Genomic DNA, 22,975 nt, shown 5'->3' with positions numbered 1-22,975 from the left:
CTTCCCTCAAACGACCTGCCGCATTGTTTCCAGGAAGTCGTGCGCATCGAACTGATCCTTCCTCAGGTAGGCGTTTGCGCCGGCGCGCAGTCCCTTCAACTTGTCTTCAAGGGATTCCCGCCCGGTGACGAGTACGACGGGCGTGCCGGTAAGGCGGTCCGACTGGCGAATGGCCCGGGTCAGCTCGAAGCCATTCATTGATGGCATATCGACGTCGGCTACGACCACGTCGGCTCCATGGTCGCGAAGCTGCTTCAACGCTTCCGTGCCGTCGGTCGCCATGGTCACATCGTATCCGGCGCCTTCCAGTATGAGCTTCACCAATGTTCGAACATATTTCGAATCGTCTACGACAAGGACCTTTCGACGAGCGGCCGCAACGGGCCGGCGCCCGACGACGCTCTTGCGAGGCTGCACCTCGGCTGCAGCCTCGGCGAGGGCTGCGACGTTCAAGAGGAGGGCGATGCGCCCGTCGGGGAGCACCATTCCACCGCTGTAACGCCGGACATTTGCCAGGCGCGGACCGAGCGATCGTGTGAGCAGTTCCTGTTCCCCGGTGATTTCGTCGACGAGCACTGCCATGGGCCCGCCCGGCGAGTCGACAACCACTGCCGGGATGGTTTCGCTCGCGTCGCTCCGGTTCGGCTGGAGGCGGAGCCAAAGCGAAAGATCGACGAAGGGCATCGGACCGGCGGGGGTACGGACGAAATCCCTGTCCTCCACCAGCGTGAAGTCCCCCCGGCCGATCCGGATGACGCGCTGGACGGACGTGGTGTCGATCGTGAACACATGTCCTCCTGCAAGGACTTCCAGAACACGAACCGTTGCAAGGGTCAGAGGCAGGGTGAGGGTGAAGGCAGCACCGCCGGTCGGTACCTGCGAAACGTCGACCGCGCCGCGTAGCTTTTCCACATTGCTTTTCACGATGTCGAGACCTATGCCGCGCCCTGAAAGGCTGGTGACGGTCGCCGAGGTGGAGACGCCCGGCTCGAAGACACGCCGCAGGAGATCCGCTTCGGGTTGATTGCTTCGAGGGCTTTCGCCTGTCGCCGCACTCAGCAAAGCCAAATTCAGGCCGCGGCCGTCATCTTCGACACGAACCTCCATCCTGTTTCCGCGCATGGCGGCCGAAACCAGGATGCTGCCCGTTTCCGGCCGCCCTGCCGCCCGACGCTCCTCCGGCGTCTGGATTCCATGCGCAACCGCGTTGCGGACGAGGTGGCGCAGCGAATCCTGCAGCGCTGAAATGACGGAGCGATCGACTTCGATCTCTCCGCCCCTGATCTCCAGTTCTGCCCGTTTCCCCGATGCCGCCGCCACGTCCCGGACGATTCGGCCAAGGCCCTTGCATGCCTCCGCAAAAGGCTGTGTGCGCGCTAGCCTGATCTCTTCGTCGAGCGCGGTCACCGCACTTTGCATCAGGCGAACATCCTGGCGAAGGAATGCCGCGAGCTGACGCAGGCCGCTTTCGACACGCGCCACCTGTCCGGCGGGTTCAGAGCCCGGTGCGCGCATTTTCCTTGCTTCCTCGCGCAGCGAAGAGGCCTGCTCGGCATGACGCCGCATGACGCCATTGAAGGTGAGCATCTCACCGCTCCTGTAAAGGAGTGCATCGAGGCGCGCGGCGGAGACGCGCATGGAACCGTCGGTGTCGGTGGTGCGAATGGCGATCTCCGGCTCAGGCAAGGGCGGATGGTGGTGCGCTTCTTTCATGCCGTCATCGGAACCCGCGCTTGCGATGGACTTCAGCTTTTCGACCACGTCCTCGCCATGCACGGGAGAGGGGATCTCGCCGCCCTCAAGCAGATTGGCCGCGTTCCTGATCGCGTCCGCAGCCGACAGCAGCAGGTCCAGCCTCGATCTCTCGAGCACAAGCCGTTCATTCGCAGCGATCGAGAGAATTTCCTCCATCCAGTGACAAATCGTTTCCACGCCGCGCACCTGAAGCAGGCCGGCGGCACCCTTGAGGCTATGCGCCACCCTTAGAAGCTGTTCCTGCAGATGCCGTTTCCGATCCGCATCGCCGGACGCCTCAATTGCCAGCACGGCGTTCTCCATCTCCGACGCACGTTCCCGCACCTCCTGAGTGAACATGGTCAATAAGCCGGGGTCGAGTTCTTCAGGTGTTATCATGTTCGCTGCCGTGGTCGGTGAGCATTTCCTTCAGCCTTGAGCCGAGTTCGTTCAAGTCCTTCGCGGCCTCCTCGGCCTGCCGTATCGCCGAGAGGTTCTGGCTGCTGGTCTGTTCGATGTAATGCATCGCTTCGTGAATCTGCTTCATGCCGGCGCGCTGCTGACCCGCCGACGCGGCGATCTGAGCGACCGATCGCGCGGAATCGTCTACGATCGCCTCCAATTGCCGGATGGTCTCGCCCGCTTCGCTGACCGTCTCGAGCGCACGGCTGACGCTCTTGGATCCATCCTCGGCGCCGATGACCGCGGAGTTTGTCGATTTCTGGATTTCCATGAGAATGCGGCGGACCCTGGTAGTCGCAGCCTTCGACTGGTCGGCAAGCGTCCGGATCTCGCTGGCAACGACATTGAAGCCCCTGCCGTGTTCACCGGCGCGCGATGCCTCGATCGCAGCATTCAATGCCAGGAGGTTCGTCTGGTCCGCGATCTCGGCAACGACCGACACGATTTCGCCGATCTCGAGGCTGTTTTCCGCAAGCGAGAGAATATCTGCAGCAATCGTTTCCGTCCGCGCGCTGACGGCATTCATTACCTGCACCGTGTCGTCCAGCGCTCTGCGGCCCTCATTGCTGATCTTGACGGCGTTGTCGTAGGAGGCGGCAACCTGCTGCGCGCGCTGCGCCGCCTGTTCTGAAGTCTGCAATACCTCATCGACGCTCGTGACCGTCTGGGCAACGGCCGAGGACTGCTCGCGCATGCCTTCGACCTGTTGCGTGGTGCCGGCGAGAATCTCGGCAGCCGACGATGAGAGGTGTTGCGCCGTTTCCGAAATCGTGGCGAGCAACTTCTCGAGCCTCTCCCTGCTGCCCCGCTCGTTGTCGATCATTCCGGCGAGCCTCTCTGTCATCGCATTGAAGGAGGCGCCGAGAACTGCGAGCTCGTCGCTGCCGTCGACCGACGCCTTCTGCGCCAGGTCACCGTCGCTGACCTTTTCCGCCAGCACCGCGAGCGCGCGCGTGCGGCGGGCCAGACGGCGCCCGACCCTCAGCACCTGAAGGAGCACCAGCAGGGCGAGAGCCGAAAAACCGAACTGCAGCAATTGGGAGCGCTGAAGCCGGGTGGCTCCGGCCTGTTCGATGCGGCTGATCAATCCGTCCAGACGCGCCGCAAACGCTCTGATCTCCGGATCCAGCTCGTCCAGCGCGCCGCGGCTGAGCGGTGCGCTGGCCATGGCGCTTTCCAGAGCGGGCCTGATTTCATCTCGCCATAGTTGGCGGGCTTGTTCGAGCTGCGTGAGGGCAGCAGGTTCGTTCGCTGCCGCCAGTCCGATCCCTTCTTCGCTATTCGCCAGACTTGCAAGAAGCCGCTCATTGCGATCCATCAAGCGGCGCAGTTCGTCGGCAACAGCGGCCCGAGCCGGACCCTCGGCTTGTTCCAGGTGACTGGCCGTGTAGATCATCTGGTAGGCCAGCCGTTCCTTACCGAGCGAGGACGTCGCCGCAAGATCCGCCTGGACGCGTTCCAGAGCAATGAAACTGGACGCGACGAGCAGCGCCGATGCTGCTAAGAATAGGAGCATTGCCAACCCCAATGCGCCATAGAGGCTATTTGCTGGTCGGGGACTCATGAAACTCGGTCCTTTCCGTCTCGTCGCTGGCGGTGATCTGCCCATCATCAAGAAAGAAGCGGCGATCCTCCAAAAGCAGTCGGCCGTCGAGAATGACCGCCCCGGCTTTCGTCGTCGCCCAATGCCAAGCTATGCCCGCAGCGGGCTCCGCTGCGCGGATTTCCTCCAGCGGGAGCGTCGATATTTCTGGGGCGGCTTCGGAAAGGATCAGGAATTCGGGCCGTTCCCGCCCGCACACGATCGCCCAGTCATTGGCGATGCCGGCCAGTTGCGGGAGATCCAGCGGTCCGCGCAGATCGAATACGGGAAGCAGCTGACCGCGCAGGTCGTAAACGCCACAGGCATGCGGGGGCATTCCAGGGAGCGGGGTGACGCGTGCCCTCGAAACGATTTCGCAAACGAAGCGGATCTCCAGTGCAAACTGCCGGTCCCCCAGCACGAAGATCACGAGATCGACGGCCTGTTCTTCGCTTTGCCCGGCGGATACGTCAACGGCCACGCGGGGTGATCGTTGCACGTATTGCGCTTCCGAATCCTGTTGTGCCGCTTCCAGAAGCGCCTCCGTCTGTTCTATCGCGGCTGCCATACGGCTTCTGACGGCGGTCCAGTCGAGCGGACGGGCGGGGGGGCGGGAAGGTGTCTTCATCCGGCTTCGCTCCCGAGATGTTGGCGTATCGTGGCGATCTCTCGCCGTGCGCGCTGCGCCAGATGTCCGGCCGTCGCCTCGGGCATCAACGCAACGTGTTCGCGCGGCGAACGAGAGAGGCAGGACGAGAGCGCATTTTCGAGGGCGCGCAGGGCCGCCTGCGGATCGCTGTCCTTGAGGCAGACACCGAGGAAGAACTGTGCAGCCGCCAGTTTGCCGTCGAGATAGGCCACCCGCCGGAGTGCCGCCGTCGCCGCGTCGGTCTCGCCGCTGGCCATCCGCGAGACACCTTCGAGGAAGTGCAGTTCCGCGGATAGCGGATGCCTCTCGATCGCTCGCGCGGCAAGGCGCGCTGCCTCAAGGGGCTCACCCAGGTCGAAACGCGATCGGATTTGCCGCGCGATCGCCTTGGCCGTATCGTCACCGGTCGTTTTTCGCGAGGGCGCGGAGCGAGCCAGGGCGGGCGGAACGCACGCGGCCGGGTTGCCGGTCTGGCGCCGAACGGCAGCGACGCACGCGGTCGGGCTCTTACGTGCGTCCGGAGCCATGATCCGGCGGTAGACAATGCCCGCGGGCGTGATCGACGTCTCGAAGGGGGCGTATTTCCACAGGGGCGGGTCGGTCGGGGCCGTCAGCAGCCAGCCGCCATCGGAAAGGCAGGCCAGAAGCTGACGGGCGATGCGGCGCACCGCGCTCGCCTCGAGATAGACGAGCACGTTGCGGCAAAGGATCAAGTCGAAGTCGGCCAATCGCTTTTCCGGAGCCGGAAGCGCGTCGGTGCCGAGGTTCAGATGAGCGAAGTCAACCTGCCGGCGCAATCGCTCGTTCAGTCGAAAACGCCCCTCGCACGAAGTGAAGTAACGTTGCCTCAGCCTCGGGTCCGTATTCCTCAAGGCCCACTCGCCGTATTCGGCAGCCTTGGCCGCGGCGAGTACCCTCCTCGAAATGTCGGCTGCATCGATCCGGACATCGTTCAGGAGGCCCTCCTCTTCGCAGAGAACGGCAAGGGAATAGGGTTCCTCACCCGTCGCGCAGCCGAGGCTCCAGAACCGCAGAGGAGGCCCCCCGGACCGCCGTCGCAGCAGTTCCGGGAGAATTGTCTGCCGTATCAGTTCGAATTGCTCGGGTCCCCGGAAGAAATGCGTCTCGGCGACCGTAACCGCAGAGATCACGTCATCTGTCAAATACTCGTCCAATCCCAGCCGGTCGAGAAGCGAGCGGCCCTCGCCAATGCGGCGCCGCACCATCACCCGCTCTATCGCCGTGGCGACGGCTTCTTTCCGGGATGCCGAGAAGCTCAGGCCGATCTTGCCTGCAACCTGTTCAGCGAGCTCCAACGAGGGGCGGCGCCTGTTCACTGGACACCTCGTTCCCCGGGTGCCGGACAGGCGCGAAGCGGCGTCGGGATGAAACTCTCTGTCAAAACCGGCTGGCGCATTATCGTTCCACATACATTGACTGCTGTCGTCACTACGTCCTGGCGTGTATTTGCGCTATTCGTCCGGATGACCTAGAGGGCGGCCTATCCAAGCGGACTATTGTCGGTTTTCGGTCATCGGCAAAAGGCGCGCCCCGGCCGCGGCCGCCTCCTGGCGGTTCCTGACCCGCAGGCTTCGGAATAATGCTGCCATGTGGATCTTCACGGTGCCTTCGCCGAGTTTCAGCTTGCGGGCGATTTCCTTGTTCGAGAACCCCTGTACAAGGAGCTGCAAGACTTCGCGCTGCCTCGGCGTAAGGAATTCGATTGTACGGCGGCGTTCGTTCTGGTCTCCCGCGCCAGGCGCTGGCGTCTCTGCTTCGGAAGGGGAGGCGCGGCCTGCAATGGAGGGAGGGACATAGACCGCTCCGTTGAGAATGGCGCGAACTGCTTCGGCGAGGTCGGTGGCGCCAAGGCCCTTGGGGACATAACCGTTTATGCCTGCAGTCAGGGCGGAGAGGATATCCGATCGGCGCGACGATGCCGAAACGACCGCGACTTTCAAATCCGGGTGGACGTCGCGCACGGCAGCAAGGCTGGCGACGCTTTGCATGCCCGGCATCGCCAGATCGAACAATGCCAGCGAGACGTCTTCGCGCTCGGAAAGCCTCTCGATCGCCTCGTCGAGTGACCCGGTCTCGATAATCTCGGTAAAGCGCAATTTGCTCTTCAAAATGAAGCCAAGCGCAATCCTGAAGAATTCATCGTCATCGGCAATAAGTGCGACGCCTGAGGCATTCATTACGCTATCCCCGCTCGCTGGCTCACGCCACGGGTTTCCGAACCCGGCTCGACTTGCAACTAACGATCGTCTCGGCGAATGAGTTCCCGTCATTTCGATCAATGAGCAGTAGTAATTGGATTGTGCCACACACGCCGCGCGACGTGTAGGGCTAATTCCTGCCCTGCTCGGAAACTACGCCATTCGAGTTAGAGGGAACCGGCTGCGATCAGCTTGGAGATTTCCGCGGCGGGCAGGGGGCGCGAAAAGAGGTAGCCCTGCACCTCATTGAAGCCTTCCGAATTCACCACCGCCAGCTGATCCTCCGTTTCGACGCCCTCGACCGTTGTCGTCATGCCAAGGCTCTGCCCAAGGCCGGCGACGGCCTTGACGATCGCGAGCGACTCCTTGCCGTGCGGCAGGTCCCGGACGAAGGCCTGATCGACCTTGATCTTGTCGAAGGGAAAGCTGCGCAGGTAGCCGAGCGACGAATAACCCGTTCCGAAATCGTCCATCGCGATCTTGACGCCGAGCCTTCGCAGATCCTGTAGCAGCTCGAGGTTATGCTCGCTCTCATCCAGCAGAACCGTCTCGGTGATCTCCAATTGCAGACGAGCGGGATTAAGTCTGGTGGCGGAAAGGGCGTTGGCGACGGCCCTCACCAGGTTGCGATGCTTGAACTGGACGGGGGAGAGGTTTACGGCGACGCTCACATGTTCCGGCCAGCGCGCGGCTTGTCCACATGCCTCACCCAAAATCCATTCGCCGATCGGAACGATCAAGCCGGTCTCTTCGGCAATCGGAATGAATTCGGCCGGTGCGATCATTCCCCGTTGAGGGTGTCGCCACCGCAGCAACGCCTCGCAGCAGCTCACGCAGCGCGACTCCAGGCTCACCAGCGGCTGATAATGCAGCTCGAACTCTCCCCTCGCCAGCGCATCCCGCATTGCGATCTTCATCTGCTGGTGTGCCTGCAGCTGCGCATGCATCGCAACGTCGAAGAGCTTGTAGGTGCCGCGTCCGCTGGATTTCGCACTGTAGAGCGCGATGTCGGCTGCCTTGATCAGCTCGTCTGCAGAGGTTCCGTCTTCCGGCGCAAAGGCAATTCCGATGCTCGTCCCCACAGTTGCGGCGACGCCCTCGATGCTGAAGGGTTCGGAAAGGGTATCGATCATCCGCTGTGCGAGGCGGAACGCTTCGTCACGTGACTTCGTCAAAGGTTGTATTATGGCGAATTCGTCGCCCCCAAGTCGCGCGACAGTCTCCGTGGTTCTGACGGATTGGATCAGCCTTTGAGAGACCTGACGCAGTAAAGCGTCGCCGGCGGGATGGCCGAGCGTGTCGTTGACGGCTTTGAAGCCGTCAAGGTCCAGGCACAGCACTGCCATACGGGCATGGCTGCTCTCGTTCAGCGCCTGCTCGAAGCATTCGCGGAAGAACATTCGGTTCGCGAGGCCGGTAAGCATGTCGTGCCTGGCCATATGGGCGATCTGCTTTTGGGCCAGCAGCGTGTCCTCTTCCGCGCGACGCCGCTCGGTTATGTCTCGGCAGAAAATGGAAATGCCGTCTTGCGTCGGGGAGGCATTCGCTTCGACCCACCGGCCGAGCGACGACAAATGGTCCTCGAAAAAGGAGCGGACCCGGCGGTCCATCACTTCGCGGCAATGCTTGGCGAAGCTCCCCTTTTCCTCTTCGGGGAAAAGCTTCCAGAACACTCTTCCCAGCGCCTCGTCTCCGACCTGCAGGAGCTTCCGAGCGTTCTCGTTGAGATAGCGCACGCGCCAGTCGGCGTCGAGCAGCATGACGCTGTCCATAGTGCTCTCGAGTACCGAAGAAAGTTGGTCGGCAGCGGCTTCGGCATGCCTTTGCGCACGACTGATTTCGTCGCTTGCTCGCTTCGCATCGGTAATGTCGCGCCAGAGCGACAGGATTCTGAACGGTTTTCCTCGATGGTCCGTGATCGGGGCCGAAATCACGTCCATGCATCTTTCTTCACCGCCGGCATCCCGAACGGAAATCTCGAAACGCGCTGTCTCCCCGCGTCTGACGCTTTCCCAGGCGGCCTCGACCTTGTCGGCGTCGGAAGCTCGCCCGATGGAGTCCCATGTCTGCCCCGTCACCGGAGCACCCACATCCAGTCCGAAGATACGCCGCCCGGCCTCGTTCATAAGCAGCGGCCGTCCCTCCATGTCGAGCACGCGCACACAGTCGGGACTGCTGTCAAAAATGCTTCTGATAAACGCCTGAGCTTCCTGCTGAGCTACCTCCGCGGCTCGCCGTTCCGTGATGTCGAGAACGGACCCGACATAACCGAGGAACGTTCCGTCGGCGGAGAAGCGCGGTTGCCCGACGTCGATGACCCATGCCCAGCTTCCATCGGCCCGTCGCAACCGGTACTCGCTGTGCACCGGTTCCTTGCCCGCAGTCGCCCTGAAGAATATTTCCTCGACTGCCTGCCGATCATCGGGATGGATGACTTCGACCCAACCGAAACCGAGCGCCTCGGCCTCTGTTTGCCCCGTCGTTTCCAACCACAAGCGATTGAAGAAGCTCGTGTCGCCTGTGGGGTCGGCAACCCAGATCATCACGGGCGCGTTGTCAGCGATGGCTCGAAAGCGGGCCTCGCTTTCGCGCAAGGCGTCGGCGGCGCGTCGCCTTTCGTCGATATCTTCCAGGAGGCCGTACCAGCGCACGATTTTTCCATCCGCGTCTCGCTTTGCGGCTGCGCGAGCGCGGAACCAGCGATAATGGCCGGTCCGGGTCAAAAGCCTGTATTCGCAGTCGAATGGTGCGCCGCTTGCCAGGGAGCGGTGCCATTTCTCTTCCAAAGATTGCGCGTCCTGCGGATGAACGGCTTTGGCCCATCCACTGCCGAGCGTTTCTTTTTCGCCCAGACCAGTCAGTTCGCTCCATCGCGGGCCAACCTCCAGGACCTCTCCCGCCGTGTTTGCGGTCCACGGAACTTGCGGGTGAAGGTCAACCAGAGAGCGATAGTGCTCCTCGCTCGCCCGGAGAGTCTCTTCGGTCCTGCGCAGGTCGGTGATATCCACGATCGTCACGACCACGAACTTTTCCTCGGTCGGACCGGCGGGAATGCTCACGCACCGCTTTTTCGTCAGGAGCGTGCGCTGTGTCCCATCTGGCGTCGTGATTTGCTCTTCGAGCTCGTGGCCTTCACCCGTCGAAAGCACGACCCTGTCAAGCGAGACGATCCTGTCTGCCTGCTCCCGCAGTAATATGTCGTGGTCGGTCCGTCCGATGAGCTGGTTCCGGTCTTTGCCCAGAAGCTCGCAAGCCGCGTCGTTGATGAAGACAAACCGTGACGCATCGTCCTTGACGATCACCGCTTCGGCAATGCCATCCATAAGCCGGTGAAAGAGATCATGTGGCCTATGGGAGGGCGGTTCGGGCGTCGGTGCGTTCATGACACGACACTCAGATTGGTGAGGCGCTGTATCGCATTGGAAGAAAGCCCCTGCTAGGTTGTGCAACCTGGGTCAACTGCTCGCGACCGTAAATTGTTCCCGGAGAAAGACACGAGCCTCTCGTGCTTCAAGGAAAGGCGCGCGCTCAGGCCGCTTCGAGCCGGCTGAACCGAACCGGGATAAGTTGCCGCGCCGCGAATTTCCCGGCCGAATCCTTGTCGATGACGGTCAGCACCTGTTCTTCGGAGCCGACAGGAAGAACAAGGCGGCCCATTGGCTTGAGCTGCTCGAGCAAAGCCGGGGGCGGCTGCTCAGCGGCCGCCGTGACGAGGATCTTGTCGAACGGAGCGTGCTCGGGCCAGCCGCGAGAACCATCGCCGATACGAATGCCGACATTCGACATGCCGAGGCCGTGCAGGAGAGCTTCGGCCTGACCTGCGAATTCCTCGATGATCTCGACGCTCCAAACTTGGCCGGCGAGTTGCGCGAGGATTGCGGTTTGGTAGCCCAGGCCGGTGCCGATCTCGAGCACGGCCTCATGCGGCTGGGGAGCAAGGAGATCGGTCATGAGAGCGACCATGAAGGGCTGCGACACGGTCTTATCGAAGCCGATCGGAAGCGGCATGTCCTGGTAGGCAAAGGGCGCAGCCGGGACCGGCACGAAAAGATGCCGGGGCACCCGCAGCATCGCTGCCATCACCCGTTCGTCGAGCGCCGCCTTGCCGAGTTCTTCGCTTGCAAGGTCGGCATAGATTGCGACAACCTCGACCATGTGCCTGCGCAGAACCGCGAGATGCTCTTCGTTCATTGGCTTCATGAGGGCGGGCTCTCCTCAGCCAGTCGGCCGGCAAATGGGCCTCTAGACATTAAAGGGTGACCGACATGCAATAGCAAGATCAAATGGCAACAATGGGCTGAGCGATCCGGCGCGTCGTAGGCAATCTCAGAAGGTGTAAGCCGACGGTCGCGCAAGCGCGGACAGAGCATCGGGGATTTGTCAAAGCGACAATAATCTTGTGAAAGACCCGATACTAGGGCACAATTTGTGAGTGCGGCGCTATCTCGACTCCGGCCGTCTTGCGCCGAGAGTTCGTGGCGAAAGGTCGGCGTCGATGCATCAGGGGTTCTTTCTTCTGTTCGCTACGGTGTCCGTGGTCACAGCCCTGACACTGGTTCTGGCGCGCAATCCGGTTCACAGCGCATTGGCGCTGATGGCGTGCTTCCTGCAGATTTCGGCAATCTTCGTCATGCTCGGTGCGCCGCTGCTCGCGGTCATCCAGATCTTCGTCTATGTCGGCGCGATCATGGTCCTGTTCCTGTTCGTGATCATGATGGTCGACGTGCGCGAAGCGGTGCTGCAGCGCTTCATGCCGGGCGGCAACCTGCCGGCGCTCGCGCTGCTCGTCCTGCTCGGTGCCGAGATGGTCGTGCTGGTGCTCTGGAGCGATCGCTTCACCGCAACGCCGCCCGTTGCCGAGCGCGGCGGCGATGCGATCAGGGATCTCAGCAAGACGCTCTTCTCCGACTATCTCCTGCCGTTCGAAGTCGCCTCGGTCATCCTGCTCGCGGCCCTCGTCGGCGCCATCGTGCTGGCGCGGAAGGAACCAGGCTGATGGTCCCGCTCTGGTGGTCGATCCTGCTCGGAGTGGCCCTGTTCGTGATCGGGGCGGGGGGCGTCCTGTTGAGGCGCAATATCCTGATCGTGCTGATGTCGCTGGAGCTCCTGCTCAATTCGGTCAACATCAATTTCATCGCCTTCGCCCATTACTACGACGACTTCCGCGGACAGATCTTCGCGATCTTCGTCATCGCGATCACCGCGGCGGAGGTTGCCGTGGCCCTCGGCATATTGGTCGCGCTGGTGAGGAACAAGTCCACCCTCAAGGTAGACGACGTCACCATTATGAAAGGATAGCGGCTTGGACCCGGTGATATCGACCCGGCCGCTGCTCGCCGTCGCCGTCGCCGGACTGGCGGCCCTCGCCATCCTCTTTCTCAACAAGCGCGAGAAACTCCGCGACGCGGTATCGCCGGTCGCGGCGGTCGCCATGTTTGCGATCGTCGTCTCCATGGCGCCCACGGTGCTGGCCGGCGGCACGGTCGAACTGCGCCTGTTCGAGATCCTGCCGGGGATCGACTTCGCGTTCCGCGCCGATGCGCTCGGCATGGTGTTCGCCACGGTCTCCTCGCTTCTGTGGATCGTGGCCGCGGTCTATTCCATCGGTTACATGCGCCACTTGCACGAGCATGCGCAGACCCGCTTTTTCGCATGCTTCGCCACCAGCCTCGCGGCCGCGGTGGGCGGCGCCTTCGCCGCGAATCTGTTCACGTTGGTTGTCTTCTACGAGGTGCTGAGCCTCGTCACCTATCCGCTCGTCTACCACCACGAGGACGAAGACGGATGGCGGGGCAGCCGCAAGTATCTCGTCTATCTGATGGGCGCTTCGAAGAGCGTGCTTCTCGCTGCCTTGGCGCTGACCTACCACATCGCCGGGTCGCTCGACTTCGTGGCGGGCGGGCTGCTGGCCGGCGCCAATGCCTCGGCGACGCTGCTCGCGGTCGTCTATTTCTGCTATCTTTTCGGCTTCGCCAAGGCGGCCGTAATGCCGATGCATGCCTGGCTGCCCGCCGCAATGGTGGCGCCGACGCCGGTCAGCGCGCTCCTGCATGCCGTGGCGGTCGTCAAGATGGGCGTCTTCTGCGTGCTGCGGGTGATCTTTCATGTCTTTGGTGTCAGCATGGTCGGGGAACTGGGCCTAGGCATCGCCACGGCCTATCTGGTCTCGTTCACCATCCTGATGGCTTCGGTGTACGCGCTGACGCGGGACGACCTGAAGGCGAGGCTCGCCTATTCGACCGTCAGCCAGCTCTCCTACATCGTCTTGGGCGCGGTACTGCTATCGCCGCTGGCGATGGTCGGCGGCATCATCCACATCGCGGCGCATGCATTCTCCAAGATCACGCTCTTTTTCTGCGCGGGATCGATCTATTGTGCGTCCGGAAAACGCAATATCAGCGACATGGCCGGCATCGGCCGCAGGCTTCCCTGGACAATGGGGGCATTCTTCGTCGCGTCGCTGAGCATGATCGGGATCCCGCCGACGGCAGGTTTCGTCAGCAAGTGGTATCTGGCGGAGGGCTCGGTAGAGGCCGGGCAGATGGCTTTCCTGGCCGTGCTGCTCGCAAGTTCGGTCCTCAACGCCGCCTATTTTCTGCCGGTCAGCTACACCGCCTTTTTCGAGTCGGAGACCAAGGAGAGCCGGGCGCCGGTTCGCGAAATCCCGCTGGTCACGATCCCGCTGGTCGCGACCGCGATCCTCTCAGTGCTGATGGGCATCTTCCCCTACTATTTCCTCACCCTCGCGGACGGAGTGATCCGATGATCAAGCCTGTCGTCGATTTCTTTGGTGATGCGCAATATGCGAGGCTGCGCCGGCGGCTGTTCTATCTGGTGCTCGTCCTGATCGTCGTCGCCGACTTCCTGGTTCGCCGCGACCACGCCGAATACCTGTGGGAGCGCCTGCCGGGCTGGTCGGCGGCGTACGGCTTCGGCTCCTGCGTGCTGCTCATCTTCGTTTCCAAGTTTCTCGGCCACCGCGCCGGGCTGATGCGGCGCGAGGACTATTATGACTGATTTCGTCCATCCGGCCTTCATCTTCATTCTGGGCGCTCTACCGATCCCGTTCTTCACGGGACCGGTGCGTAAAGCCTATCTCGTGCTGATCCCGGTACTGGCGGTCGTCGTCGTCCTGGCGATAGAGCCCGGCAGTTATGGCGAGAAGCAGTTCCTCGGCCAGGAAATTCGGATTGCAAAGGTTGACCAGCTCAGCACCGTCTTCGCTACCGTCTTCACCATCATGGCGCTGATCGGGACGGTCTATGCATTGCACCTTTCCGGCGCCGGCCAGCATGTAGCCGCCTTCGTCTATGTCGGCAGCGCGCTGGGCGTGGTGTTCGCAGGCGACTATCTGACCCTCTATCTGTTCTGGGAGGGCATGGCATTCGCGTCGGCTTATCTCGTCTTCGCTCAAGGAGGGGGACAGGCGATCCGCGCTGCCTTTCGGTATCTCATGGTCCACGTCACCGGCGGCGTCATCCTGCTCGGTGGAATTCTGCTCCATGGGGCAGCCGCAGGCTCGCTCCTCTTCGGTCCGGTCGAGGGCGCTTTGGACGCGGGTACCTATCTCATTCTTGCCGGCTTCCTGCTCAACGCGGCGGTGCCGCCGCTCAATGCCTGGCTGACCGATGCCTACCCGGAGGCGACGGTCACCGGCGCGGTGTTCATGAGCGCGTTCACGACCAAGACCGCCGTCTACGTGCTGGCGCGGGCGTTTCCGGGTATCGAACTGCTGGTCTGGCTCGGCACGGTGATGGCGCTCTACGGCGTCATTTATGCGGTGCTGGAAAACGACTGCCGCCGCCTTCTTGCCTATCATATCGTCAGTCAGGTGGGCTACATGGTCGCGGGCATCGGCATCGGCACCGAGCTGGCGGTGAACGGGGCCACCAGTCACGCCTTCGCGCACATCCTTTACAAGGGGCTTTTGTTCATGGGTGCCGGGGCGGTGATCTACGTCACCGGCCGGCGCAAGCTCACCGAGCTTGGCGGGCTCTACAAGGCAATGCCGCTGACGGTAGCGCTCTATATGATCGGCGCCTTTGCGATCTCGGCATTTCCGTTCTTCTCGGGTTTTGTCAGCAAATCGATGGTGATAGCAGCGGCAGGGCAGGATCATCGCGCGCTGGTGATGCTGGCGCTGACGATGGCGTCGTCCGGGACGTTCCTGCACACCGGGCTCAAGCTCCCCTATTACATGTTTTTCGGTACCGACCGGGGGCTGCAGGCACGGGAGCCACCCGGCAACATGCTGGTCGCGATGGGCATGGCGGCGGCGCTCTGCATCGCCATCGGCGTATTCCCCGGCCCGCTCTACGCGCTTCTGCCCTATCCTGTCGATTTCGAGCCCTATACCGGCGTCCACGTGACCGAAAGCCTCGGGATCCTGATGTTCACGGCTTTGGGCTTCGTGATCTTCCTTCGGGCGCTCGATCCCGAGAACACGATCAGCCTCGACACCGACTGGTTCTATCGCAAGGGCGCCCGCGCCTTCATGTGGTTCGCAGAAAGACCGTTGGCGCGGTATGAGAAGGCGGTCAGCGACGTGTCGGAGACTGCGGTACTGCCCTTCCTGCACGGCTCGGCGCGCACGGGGGTGCGGCTCGATCTCAATGGCGTGGACGGCGTCGTGAATGGTTTCGCCCGATCGATCCTTGACGGCGGCAGCGTATTGCGACGTTGGCAGACCGGCGTCGTCACCCATTACGTGCTGGCGATGATCGCCGGCCTGATCGCGGCCATCCTCGTCTTTGCGGTGGTGTGGAGGTAGGCACGATGTCGATCCCGCTGCTGAGCCTCATCGTCTTCCTGCCCGTCGCCGGGGCGGCGGTGGTGGTGTTCATGCGCAGCGACGATGCGGTGCGGTGGACGGCGCTCGGTTTCGGGATTGTCGATCTCGCTCTCTGCATAGTTATGCTGGCCGGTTTCGACACGACGACGCACGAAATGCAGTTCACCGAGAGCCGTCCCTGGGTGCCCGCGCTCGGGATCACTTACGCGCTCGGCGTCGACGGCATCAGCGCGCTCTTCCTGTTCCTGACGGCGCTTTTGAGCTTGATCTCCGTGCTCGCTTCCTGGGTGGCGGTCGACCGCAAGGTGAAGGAGTTCATGGTCAGCCTGCTGATCATGCAGGCGCTGATGCTCGGTGTCTTCTGCGCGCTCGACCTGTTCCTGTTCTACGTCTTCTGGGAGGCGATGCTGATTCCGATGTATCTGATCATCGGCGTCTGGGGCGGGGAAGGCCGGGTCTATGCGGCGTTCAAGTTCTTCCTCTACACGCTGGCTGGCAGCATCCTCTTCCTGATCGGCGTCATCGTGCTCTATTTCCATGGGGGCGAGACCTTCGACATACTCGCCCTGACGGCGCAGGATCTGCCCTTCGGCGTTCAGTCCTGGCTGTTCTTCGCCTTCCTGGTGGCCTTCGCCGTCAAGGTGCCGATGGTGCCGGTGCACACCTGGCTGCCGGACGCACATGTCCAGGCGCCGACGGCGGGCAGCATCATTCTCGCCGGCGTGCTCCTGAAGATGGGCGCTTACGGGTTCCTGCGCTTCTCGCTGCCGATGCTGCCGGAAGCATCGCTCTACTATTCGACGCTTATGCTCGTGCTTTCGGCTCTTGCGATCGTCTATGGCGGCTTGCTGGCCCTGGCTCAGGACGACCTGAAAAAGCTGGTGGCCTATTCCAGCATCAGCCATATGGGATTTGTGACGCTCGGGATTTTCGCGCTGAATCTGCGCGGGCTCGAGGGCAGCATCCTGCAGATGTTCAACCACGGGATAACGACTGGCGCATTGTTCCTGTTCGTGGGCCTGATCTACGAGCGCACCCATACCCGCAGCATCGCGAATTACGGCGGGCTGATGAAGGCGGCGCCCGTCTATACCGCCTTTCTTGCGCTCTTCACCCTGTCTTCGATGGCGCTGCCGGGGACGAACGCTTTCGTCGGCGAACTGCTGGTGCTGTCAGGCGGGTTTGCGGCAAACCTCGCCGCGGGCGCCGCGGCCGTAGTGGGTGCGTTGCTGAGTGCCGCCTACCTGCTCGGCATGTACGGGAAAGTGGCGCTTGGTCCGGCGAATGTGACTGCCAGGTACAAGATACACGACGTGAACGGCCGCGAGATGGCTGCCATCCTGCCGCTCGCCGTCTTTGTGCTCTGGGTCGGGCTCTATCCGCGACCGTTCCTCGGGATCATCGATGCGTCGGTGCGAAATCTGCTGGTGCAGGTACACGGTGAAGGGAGCGGTCAATGACTGCTGCAGCGCTTCTCCAATGGGCCCTGGCGAGCGTCCCCGAAATCATCGTGGTCACCGGTGCCTGCATCCTGCTGATTGTCGGAGAGCTTGTGCGCAAGGGGCGGGACGAACTGCTCCTGTGGGCTTCGGTAGCGATCGTGCTCCTCGCCGCGGTGGCCACGCTCATGCTGGCAGGCGAAATGCGGCCGGCCTATGCGGGCATGTTCATTTCCGACCGCTTCGCCGTCTTTTTCAAATTGGTGTTTTATCTGGCGACCATCCTGACCTTTTTCCTGTCGCGGAAATACGCCGAGATCGAGGGGATCGGCAGGAGCGAATATTATGTCCTGCTGCTCTTCGCCCTTGTGGGGATGATGATCATGGCCTCGTCGCTCGACCTCCTGTCGATCTATGTGGGTCTCGAGCTGATGGTGCTCTGCACCTATGTGCTGACAGGCTTCCTGCGCAAAGAGCGGCGGTCGAACGAGGCGGCGTTGAAATATGTGATCCTCGGCGCAGTCTCGACGGCGATTTTCCTTTATGGCGTTTCGCTCATCTACGGGCTCACCGGTACGACCCAACTGGACCGGATGGCTGAGGCGGTGAGCGGCGGTCCGCTCGATCCCGCACTGCTGCTGGCGGTCGTTTTCATCGTTGCGGGGCTCGTCTTCAAGATCGGGGCTGTGCCGTTCCATATGTGGGTGCCGGACGTCTATGAAGGCGCGCCGACGACGATCACTGCCTTCATGTCGGTCGCGCCCAAGGCGGCCGGGTTCGCAGTGATTCTCCGGGTGTTCCTCAATCCGCTTGTCGAGGTCTCGAACGCCTGGATCATCGTCGCGGCCATTGCGGTGGCAACGATGGCGCTCGGCAGTTTCGTGGCGCTGGTGCAGGATAATTTCAAGCGCCTGCTCGCCTATTCCAGCATCGCCCATGCGGGTTTTGCTATTTTCGGAGTGGTGGCCGGCGGCCAGGACGGGATCGCCAGCGTGATGCTCTATCTGCTTATCTACACTTTCATGAATCTCGGCATTTTCGGCGCCGTGATCATGATGCGGAACGGCGATCTATCCGGCGAGGTCATCGAAGACTACGCAGGTTTCGCCAAGTTCCATCCCGGGCTCGCGCTTCTGATGCTCCTTTATCTCTTCTCGCTCGCCGGCATCCCGCCGACGGCCGGTTTCTTCGCCAAGTTCTACGTGCTGGTCGCGCTGGTGGAGCGAGGTTTCGTCGTGCTGGCGGTGATCGCAGTCCTGCTCAGCGTCGTCGCCGCCTATTTCTATATCCGCATCGTGATGGTGATCTACATGCGCGAGCCGGAAAGGACGTTCGAACCTGCGCTGACGCCGCTCGTCCGTGCCACGCTCGCCTTCACAGCAGCCGGCACCATCGGCATCGGCCTGTTTCCGGCGTGGTTCCTGAGGCTTGCTCAACAGTCGGCTTTCGGAGGGTAAGGCGGGTCTTCTGCAGGAGGGCCAATTCGGATCATACATTACTAATCAATTGGATTTGCATTGATCCGCCCGACGGCATAGACTCGCCCTGGAGGAAGAGGATTGCCCAGACCGCCTCTCGGGGCGCCGGCATCCCCGGTTCCGAAGGGACCGATCGCGGCTGAGAAAAGCCGCTGATTGGCCAAGGCCAAACGCTATGACGGCAATGGAGTTCCTGCCGGTTCTGTTCATGGTTACCGGGATAGTCCTGGTGGCGACGGCGACGCTTTTCGTCTCCTCGCTGCTGCGTCCGTCCAATCCCTATCCCGAAAAGAACGCCCCTTATGAATGCGGTATGGAGGCGGCGGGCGAGGCCGCGGGCGGCCGCTTCCGGGTTCCTTTCTTTATCCTCGCCATCCTCCTCGTGGTCTTCGATGTCGAAGCGATGTTCCTCTTTCCCTGGGCGGTCGTCCTGAAGGAGATCGGCATCGTCGGCTATATCGAGATGTTCGTCTTCATGCTGCTGCTGCTTGTGGGCTTCGCCTATGCCTGGCTGAAGGGGGCGCTGGAATGGCAGGAATAAACGACGCGATCCGCGACAGCGTACTGTTCACCACGGCCGACAGCATCATCGGTTGGAGCCGGAGGTCGGCCTTGTGGCCCGAAACCTTCGGCATTGCCTGCTGCGCCATCGAAATGATCTCGGCCGGATGCGCGCGCTATGATCTCGACCGGTTCGGCGTGGTGTTCCGGCCTTCTCCGCGGCAGTCCGACGTGATGATCATCGCCGGCACGGTCACGCGGAAATTCGCGCCCGTCGTGCGGCGGCTTTACGACCAAATGCCGGAACCGCGCTGGGTGATTGCGATGGGGACCTGCGCGATTTCGGGCGGGGTCTACAACACCTATGCCGTGGTGCAGGGATCGGAAACCTTCGTCCCCGTCGACGTGCATGTGCCGGGCTGTCCGCCGAGGCCGGAGGCGCTGATGCACGGCTTTCTCCTCCTTCAGGAGAAGATCAGGAGGTCCCGCGCGCTCACCGGGTCGCCACTGGGACGGGTTGTAGCATCATGACCGGGGAGTGGCGTGTCGATCTCGAGGCGATCATCGGGAGCTTCGCGGGAGCAGTCGAGAATCTCGGCGCCGCGCATGGTATCTGCGCCTTTGCCGTCCAACCGGAGCAGATCGTCGACTTCTGTCGATTCCTGAAAGAACACCCGGCGCTTGAGTTCGATTTCCTCTCCGACATATGCGGCGTCGATCACTACCCCGAAACGCCGCGTTTCGAGACGGTTTACCACCTCTATTCGCTGAAGAACAAATGGCGCGTGCGCATCAAGTGCCGGCTCGGCGATCCACCGCATGTTCCCTCTGTTGCAGGAGTCTGGCGCACCGCCAACTGGCATGAACGCGAGGCCTGGGACATGTACGGCATCCGTTTCGAGGGGCATCCCGATCTGCGCCGCATCTATATGTGGGAAGGCTTCGAGGGCTTTCCGCAGCGCAAGGATTTTCCCTTGAGGGGCTACAAGGACAAACTGAACCCCTTCGGTGCCGAGGGGCCGCCGCCGACGCAGCCGGACCTCGCCACCAGAGATATACCGCAAGGAGGCCGTCAGACGCCGGAGAGTTGAGATGACCGAAGTCACCGAGCTCATGAGGCCGGAAGGCGAAGCGCTCAATACCAAGGAGGTGCTTCTCAATCTCGGGCCGCAACACCCGAGCACCCACGGGGTTCTGCGACTCGTGCTCCAACTCGACGGCGAATATGTCGAACGCGTCGACCCGCATATCGGCTATCTGCACCGCGGCACCGAAAAACTGGCGGAGAGCTTCACCTATACCCAGATCTTCCCGCTGACCGACCGGCTCGACTATCTCTGTCCGCCTTCGAACAACCTGGGCTTCGCGCTCGCCGTGGAGAGGCTGCTCGGCATAGAGGCCCCGATCCGAGCGCAATATATCCGTGTGATGATGGCCGAACTCGCACGGATTTCCGGTCATCTCCTGATCACCGGCGCGCTGCCGATGGATCTGGGCGCCATGACGGCGCTGCTTTACGCCATGCGCGAGCGCGAAATGATCATGGACCTATTGGAGATGATCACCGGTGCGCGCATGCACACGTCCTACTGCCGCGTCGGCGGAGTACGCGAGGACCTGCCCGACGGGTTCGTTCCGAAGATCAGGGAATTCTGCGAGATCTTCCCGAACAGGATCCGCGACTATGAACGCCTGATAGAGAACAATCGGGTGTTTCTCAGCCGCACGCAGGGGATAGGCGTGATCTCCGCGAAGGACGCGATCGACCTCGGCTTGAGCGGGCCGAACCTGCGTGCCTCCGGCGTCGACTGGGATATCCGGCGCGACGAACCCTATGAAATCTACGATCGGCTCGATTTCAACGTCATCACGCGCGAGGAGGGCGATTGCTATGCGCGCTGGCTTTGCCGCGTCGACGAGATGCGCGAGAGCATCCGCCTTATCGAACAATGCATGGAGCAGATGCCGGAGGGGCCGTTTCAGGTCGATATCCCGACGATCGCCTTCCCCGTCGACAAAGAGCGCGTGCATTGCTCGATGGAGGCCCTGATCCAGCATTTCGATCTCTCCGCCTATGGCTTCGACGTACCAAAAGGCGAGGTCTATTCGGTGATCGAGGCGCCTAAAGGAGAACTCGGCTTCTACATCATCAGCGACGGATCGCCGAAGCCGTTCCGCATGAAGGTGAGGGCGCCTTCTTTCGTCAATCTTCAGGCGCTCTTCGGCGTGACCAATGCACGCTACCTCGCCGACATGATCGCCGTGCTCGGCAGTCTCGACCCGGTGATGGCGGAGGTGGACAAGTAGCAGGGAGGATCGGACGCGATGACCATGCGCGAAGAGATCGAGGCGGCGGCGGCGCGATACCCCGAACGGCGGTCGGCGATCATGCCCGCGCTCATGATCGCGCAGAAGGAGCATGGTCATCTGCCCGGGCCGGTGCTCGAAGACGTCGCCGAGATCCTCGGCGTCGAACGCGTCTGGGTCTATGAACTGGCGACCTTCTACACGCTCTTCCATACCGAGCCGATCGGCAGGTTCCACCTGCAACTTTGTGACAATGTCTCCTGCATGCTGTGCGGATCCGAGGCGCTGCTGAAGCATCTGGAAACGACACTGGGGATCCGGAAGGGAGAAACCACGCCGGACGGTGCGTTCACGCTTTCGACCGTCGAATGTCTCGGGGCCTGCGAAATGGCTCCGGTGATGCAGGTCGGCGACGATTACCACGGCAACCTTGATACCGCGCGGCTCGATGCGCTGCTGGAGAGCTTCCGCGCGGCGGAGCGGGCGGCGAACATCGAGCGCGCTGCTGCGCCGGCACCAGGAGAATAAGCCATGTTCGAGCCGGTCCTGCTCAGGAATGTCGATGTGCCGGACGGTCATCTGCTGTCGACCTATGAGGCTGGCGGCGGCTACCGGGCGCTCCGGAAGGCGCTCGGCGAATATACGCCGGACGAGATCGTCGACCTCGTCAAGGAATCCAACCTGCGCGGCCGCGGGGGTGCCGGGTTCCCGACGGGCATGAAGTGGAGCTTCGTGCCGAAAGCGGCCGGCAAGCCGAAATATCTCTGCTGTAACGCCGATGAAGGGGAACCCGGCACCTTCAAGGACCGCATCATCATGGAGCGCGACCCGCATCAGCTCATCGAGGGGCTGGCGGTCAGCGCCTATGCAATCGGGGCCGAGACGGCTTACGTCTACATTCGCGGAGAATATGTGACGGCTATTCGCCGTATGGAACAGGCGATCGCCGAGGCACATGAAAACGGCTATCTGGGCACCGGCATTCTCGGCTCGAACTTCAATTTCATGGTCTACATCCATCGCGGTGCCGGCGCCTATATCTGCGGCGAGGAGACCGCAATGCTCGAGTCACTCGAGGGCAAGCGGGCGCAGCCGCGACTGAAGCCGCCGTTTCCGGCCGTGGCCGGGCTCTACGCCAGTCCCACGGTCATCAACAATGTCGAGACGCTTGCCTGCGTGCCGCATATCGTGATGCGCGGACCGGCGTGGTTTCGCGGCATAGGGCCGGACAGGAGCCCCGGTCCGAAGCTCTACTGCCTCAGCGGTCAGGTTCGCAAACCCGGCCTCTACGAGCTGCCGATGGGCATATCGCTGCAGGAACTCGTCGAGGAGCATGCCGGCGGACCCCTGCCGGGGCGAAAGGTCAAGGCGGTGATTCCCGGTGGGGTATCGGCGCCGGTTATCCCGGCGAGCGAGCTCGAGGTGGGCATGGATTTCGACTCGCTAGCTGCCGCCGGTTCGATGCTCGGCTCGGCAGGCGTGGTCGTGATCGACGACTCGACCTGCATGGTCAAGCTCGCCACGCGGATCATCGAGTTCTTCCACCATGAGTCCTGCGGCAAGTGCACGCCATGCCGCGAAGGTTTGGACTGGGCCGTGAAAGTTCTGCGCCGCATCGAGGCAGGCGAGGGTGAAACCGGCGATCTGGAGCAGTTGGAGATGCTCTGCAAGGGTATTTTCGGCAACACGTTTTGTGCCCTGGGCGACGGTGCGGCCATGGGCTTGCGGGCCGCGCTCAAGCATTTCCGCGAGGAATTCGTCGTCCATATCGAAGAGCGGAGGTGCCCTTTCCACTGAAACGGGCACCCGACCG

The 22,975-nt window shown here is 62.3% G+C and carries 20 protein-coding genes; 13 read left to right on the top strand and 7 right to left on the bottom strand.

Annotated features, from left to right (window positions below; genetic code table 11):
- Positions 1-6 precede the first annotated feature (6 nt).
- The 7 genes from ACFHWW_RS05650 to ACFHWW_RS05620 form a co-directional block, all read right to left on the bottom strand.
- Positions 7-2,133, bottom strand: a complete 2,127-nt coding sequence (locus ACFHWW_RS05650) for a response regulator (RefSeq protein WP_379937593.1) — start codon at positions 2,131-2,133, stop codon at positions 7-9.
- Complete coding sequence (locus tag ACFHWW_RS05645) at positions 2,120-3,760, bottom strand: methyl-accepting chemotaxis protein (RefSeq protein WP_379937592.1); 1,641 nt, start codon at positions 3,758-3,760, stop codon at positions 2,120-2,122. The genes ACFHWW_RS05650 and ACFHWW_RS05645 overlap by 14 nt, the downstream gene beginning before the upstream one ends.
- Positions 3,738-4,406, bottom strand: a complete 669-nt coding sequence (locus tag ACFHWW_RS05640; protein ID WP_379937591.1) for a chemotaxis protein CheW — start codon at positions 4,404-4,406, stop codon at positions 3,738-3,740. Before ACFHWW_RS05640 ends, ACFHWW_RS05645 begins: the two co-directional genes overlap by 23 nt.
- Complete coding sequence (locus ACFHWW_RS05635; protein ID WP_379937590.1) at positions 4,403-5,764, bottom strand: CheR family methyltransferase; 1,362 nt, start codon at positions 5,762-5,764, stop codon at positions 4,403-4,405. The genes ACFHWW_RS05640 and ACFHWW_RS05635 overlap by 4 nt, the downstream gene beginning before the upstream one ends.
- Positions 5,765-5,941: 177 nt before the next feature.
- Positions 5,942-6,625, bottom strand: coding sequence for a response regulator transcription factor (locus tag ACFHWW_RS05630; protein ID WP_018096365.1), 684 nt, complete (start codon positions 6,623-6,625; stop codon positions 5,942-5,944).
- A 188-nt stretch (positions 6,626-6,813) separates the two neighbouring features.
- On the bottom strand, positions 6,814-10,029 hold the full coding sequence (locus tag ACFHWW_RS05625) for a PAS domain S-box protein (protein ID WP_379937589.1): 3,216 nt from the start codon (positions 10,027-10,029) through the stop codon (positions 6,814-6,816).
- A 145-nt stretch (positions 10,030-10,174) separates the two neighbouring features.
- Complete coding sequence (locus tag ACFHWW_RS05620; RefSeq protein WP_100673251.1) at positions 10,175-10,846, bottom strand: protein-L-isoaspartate(D-aspartate) O-methyltransferase; 672 nt, start codon at positions 10,844-10,846, stop codon at positions 10,175-10,177.
- A gap of 295 nt (positions 10,847-11,141) precedes the next feature.
- Between ACFHWW_RS05620 and ACFHWW_RS05615 the strand changes: the two genes are divergently transcribed.
- From ACFHWW_RS05615 to nuoF, 13 genes are all read left to right on the top strand, one after another.
- A complete protein-coding gene (locus ACFHWW_RS05615) occupies positions 11,142-11,642 on the top strand; it encodes an NADH-quinone oxidoreductase subunit J (RefSeq protein ID WP_102763241.1) in 501 nt (166 codons plus the stop codon).
- Positions 11,642-11,944: an NADH-quinone oxidoreductase subunit NuoK gene (nuoK, locus tag ACFHWW_RS05610; RefSeq protein WP_379937588.1), complete on the top strand. Its 303-nt coding sequence runs from the start codon at positions 11,642-11,644 to the stop codon at positions 11,942-11,944. The genes ACFHWW_RS05615 and nuoK overlap by 1 nt, the downstream gene beginning before the upstream one ends.
- 4 nt (positions 11,945-11,948) lie before the next feature.
- Positions 11,949-13,412 carry a monovalent cation/H+ antiporter subunit D family protein gene (locus ACFHWW_RS05605; RefSeq protein WP_379937587.1) on the top strand — a complete coding sequence of 488 codons (1,464 nt, stop codon included), beginning with the start codon at positions 11,949-11,951 and terminating at the stop codon, positions 13,410-13,412.
- Entirely contained in the window at positions 13,409-13,663 is a 255-nt protein-coding gene (locus ACFHWW_RS05600) for a hypothetical protein (RefSeq protein WP_018096359.1), read from the top strand. The genes ACFHWW_RS05605 and ACFHWW_RS05600 overlap by 4 nt, the downstream gene beginning before the upstream one ends.
- The gene (locus tag ACFHWW_RS05595; protein WP_379937586.1) at positions 13,656-15,416 is read left to right on the top strand and encodes a Na(+)/H(+) antiporter subunit D; all 1,761 of its coding nucleotides are present in this window, start codon (positions 13,656-13,658) and stop codon (positions 15,414-15,416) included. The genes ACFHWW_RS05600 and ACFHWW_RS05595 overlap by 8 nt, the downstream gene beginning before the upstream one ends.
- 5 nt (positions 15,417-15,421) lie before the next feature.
- A complete protein-coding gene (locus ACFHWW_RS05590) occupies positions 15,422-16,897 on the top strand; it encodes an NADH-quinone oxidoreductase subunit M (RefSeq protein ID WP_379937585.1) in 1,476 nt (491 codons plus the stop codon).
- Positions 16,894-18,333: an NADH-quinone oxidoreductase subunit N gene (locus ACFHWW_RS05585; RefSeq protein WP_379937584.1), complete on the top strand. Its 1,440-nt coding sequence runs from the start codon at positions 16,894-16,896 to the stop codon at positions 18,331-18,333. The genes ACFHWW_RS05590 and ACFHWW_RS05585 overlap by 4 nt, the downstream gene beginning before the upstream one ends.
- Before the next feature lie 196 nt (positions 18,334-18,529).
- Entirely contained in the window at positions 18,530-18,895 is a 366-nt protein-coding gene (locus tag ACFHWW_RS05580; RefSeq protein WP_026168746.1) for an NADH-quinone oxidoreductase subunit A, read from the top strand.
- On the top strand, positions 18,883-19,386 hold the full coding sequence (locus ACFHWW_RS05575; protein WP_102763235.1) for an NADH-quinone oxidoreductase subunit B family protein: 504 nt from the start codon (positions 18,883-18,885) through the stop codon (positions 19,384-19,386). The genes ACFHWW_RS05580 and ACFHWW_RS05575 overlap by 13 nt, the downstream gene beginning before the upstream one ends.
- Positions 19,383-19,946, top strand: a complete 564-nt coding sequence (locus tag ACFHWW_RS05570; protein WP_018096354.1) for an NADH-quinone oxidoreductase subunit C — start codon at positions 19,383-19,385, stop codon at positions 19,944-19,946. Before ACFHWW_RS05575 ends, ACFHWW_RS05570 begins: the two co-directional genes overlap by 4 nt.
- Position 19,947: 1 nt before the next feature.
- Positions 19,948-21,162: an NADH dehydrogenase (quinone) subunit D gene (gene nuoD, locus ACFHWW_RS05565; protein ID WP_379937583.1), complete on the top strand. Its 1,215-nt coding sequence runs from the start codon at positions 19,948-19,950 to the stop codon at positions 21,160-21,162.
- An 18-nt stretch (positions 21,163-21,180) separates the two neighbouring features.
- The gene (gene nuoE / locus ACFHWW_RS05560; protein WP_379937582.1) at positions 21,181-21,690 is read left to right on the top strand and encodes an NADH-quinone oxidoreductase subunit NuoE; all 510 of its coding nucleotides are present in this window, start codon (positions 21,181-21,183) and stop codon (positions 21,688-21,690) included.
- A 3-nt stretch (positions 21,691-21,693) separates the two neighbouring features.
- On the top strand, positions 21,694-22,959 hold the full coding sequence (nuoF, locus tag ACFHWW_RS05555) for an NADH-quinone oxidoreductase subunit NuoF (RefSeq protein WP_379937581.1): 1,266 nt from the start codon (positions 21,694-21,696) through the stop codon (positions 22,957-22,959).
- Positions 22,960-22,975: the final 16 nt, after the last annotated feature.

It is taken from the genome of Sinorhizobium sp. P24N7, from assembly GCF_042436655.1.
Classification (GTDB): Bacteria; Pseudomonadota; Alphaproteobacteria; order Rhizobiales; family Rhizobiaceae; genus Sinorhizobium; species Sinorhizobium meliloti_A.
The sequence above is the reverse complement of the archived record's forward strand: the minus strand, read 5'-3'. Positions and strand labels throughout refer to the sequence as shown.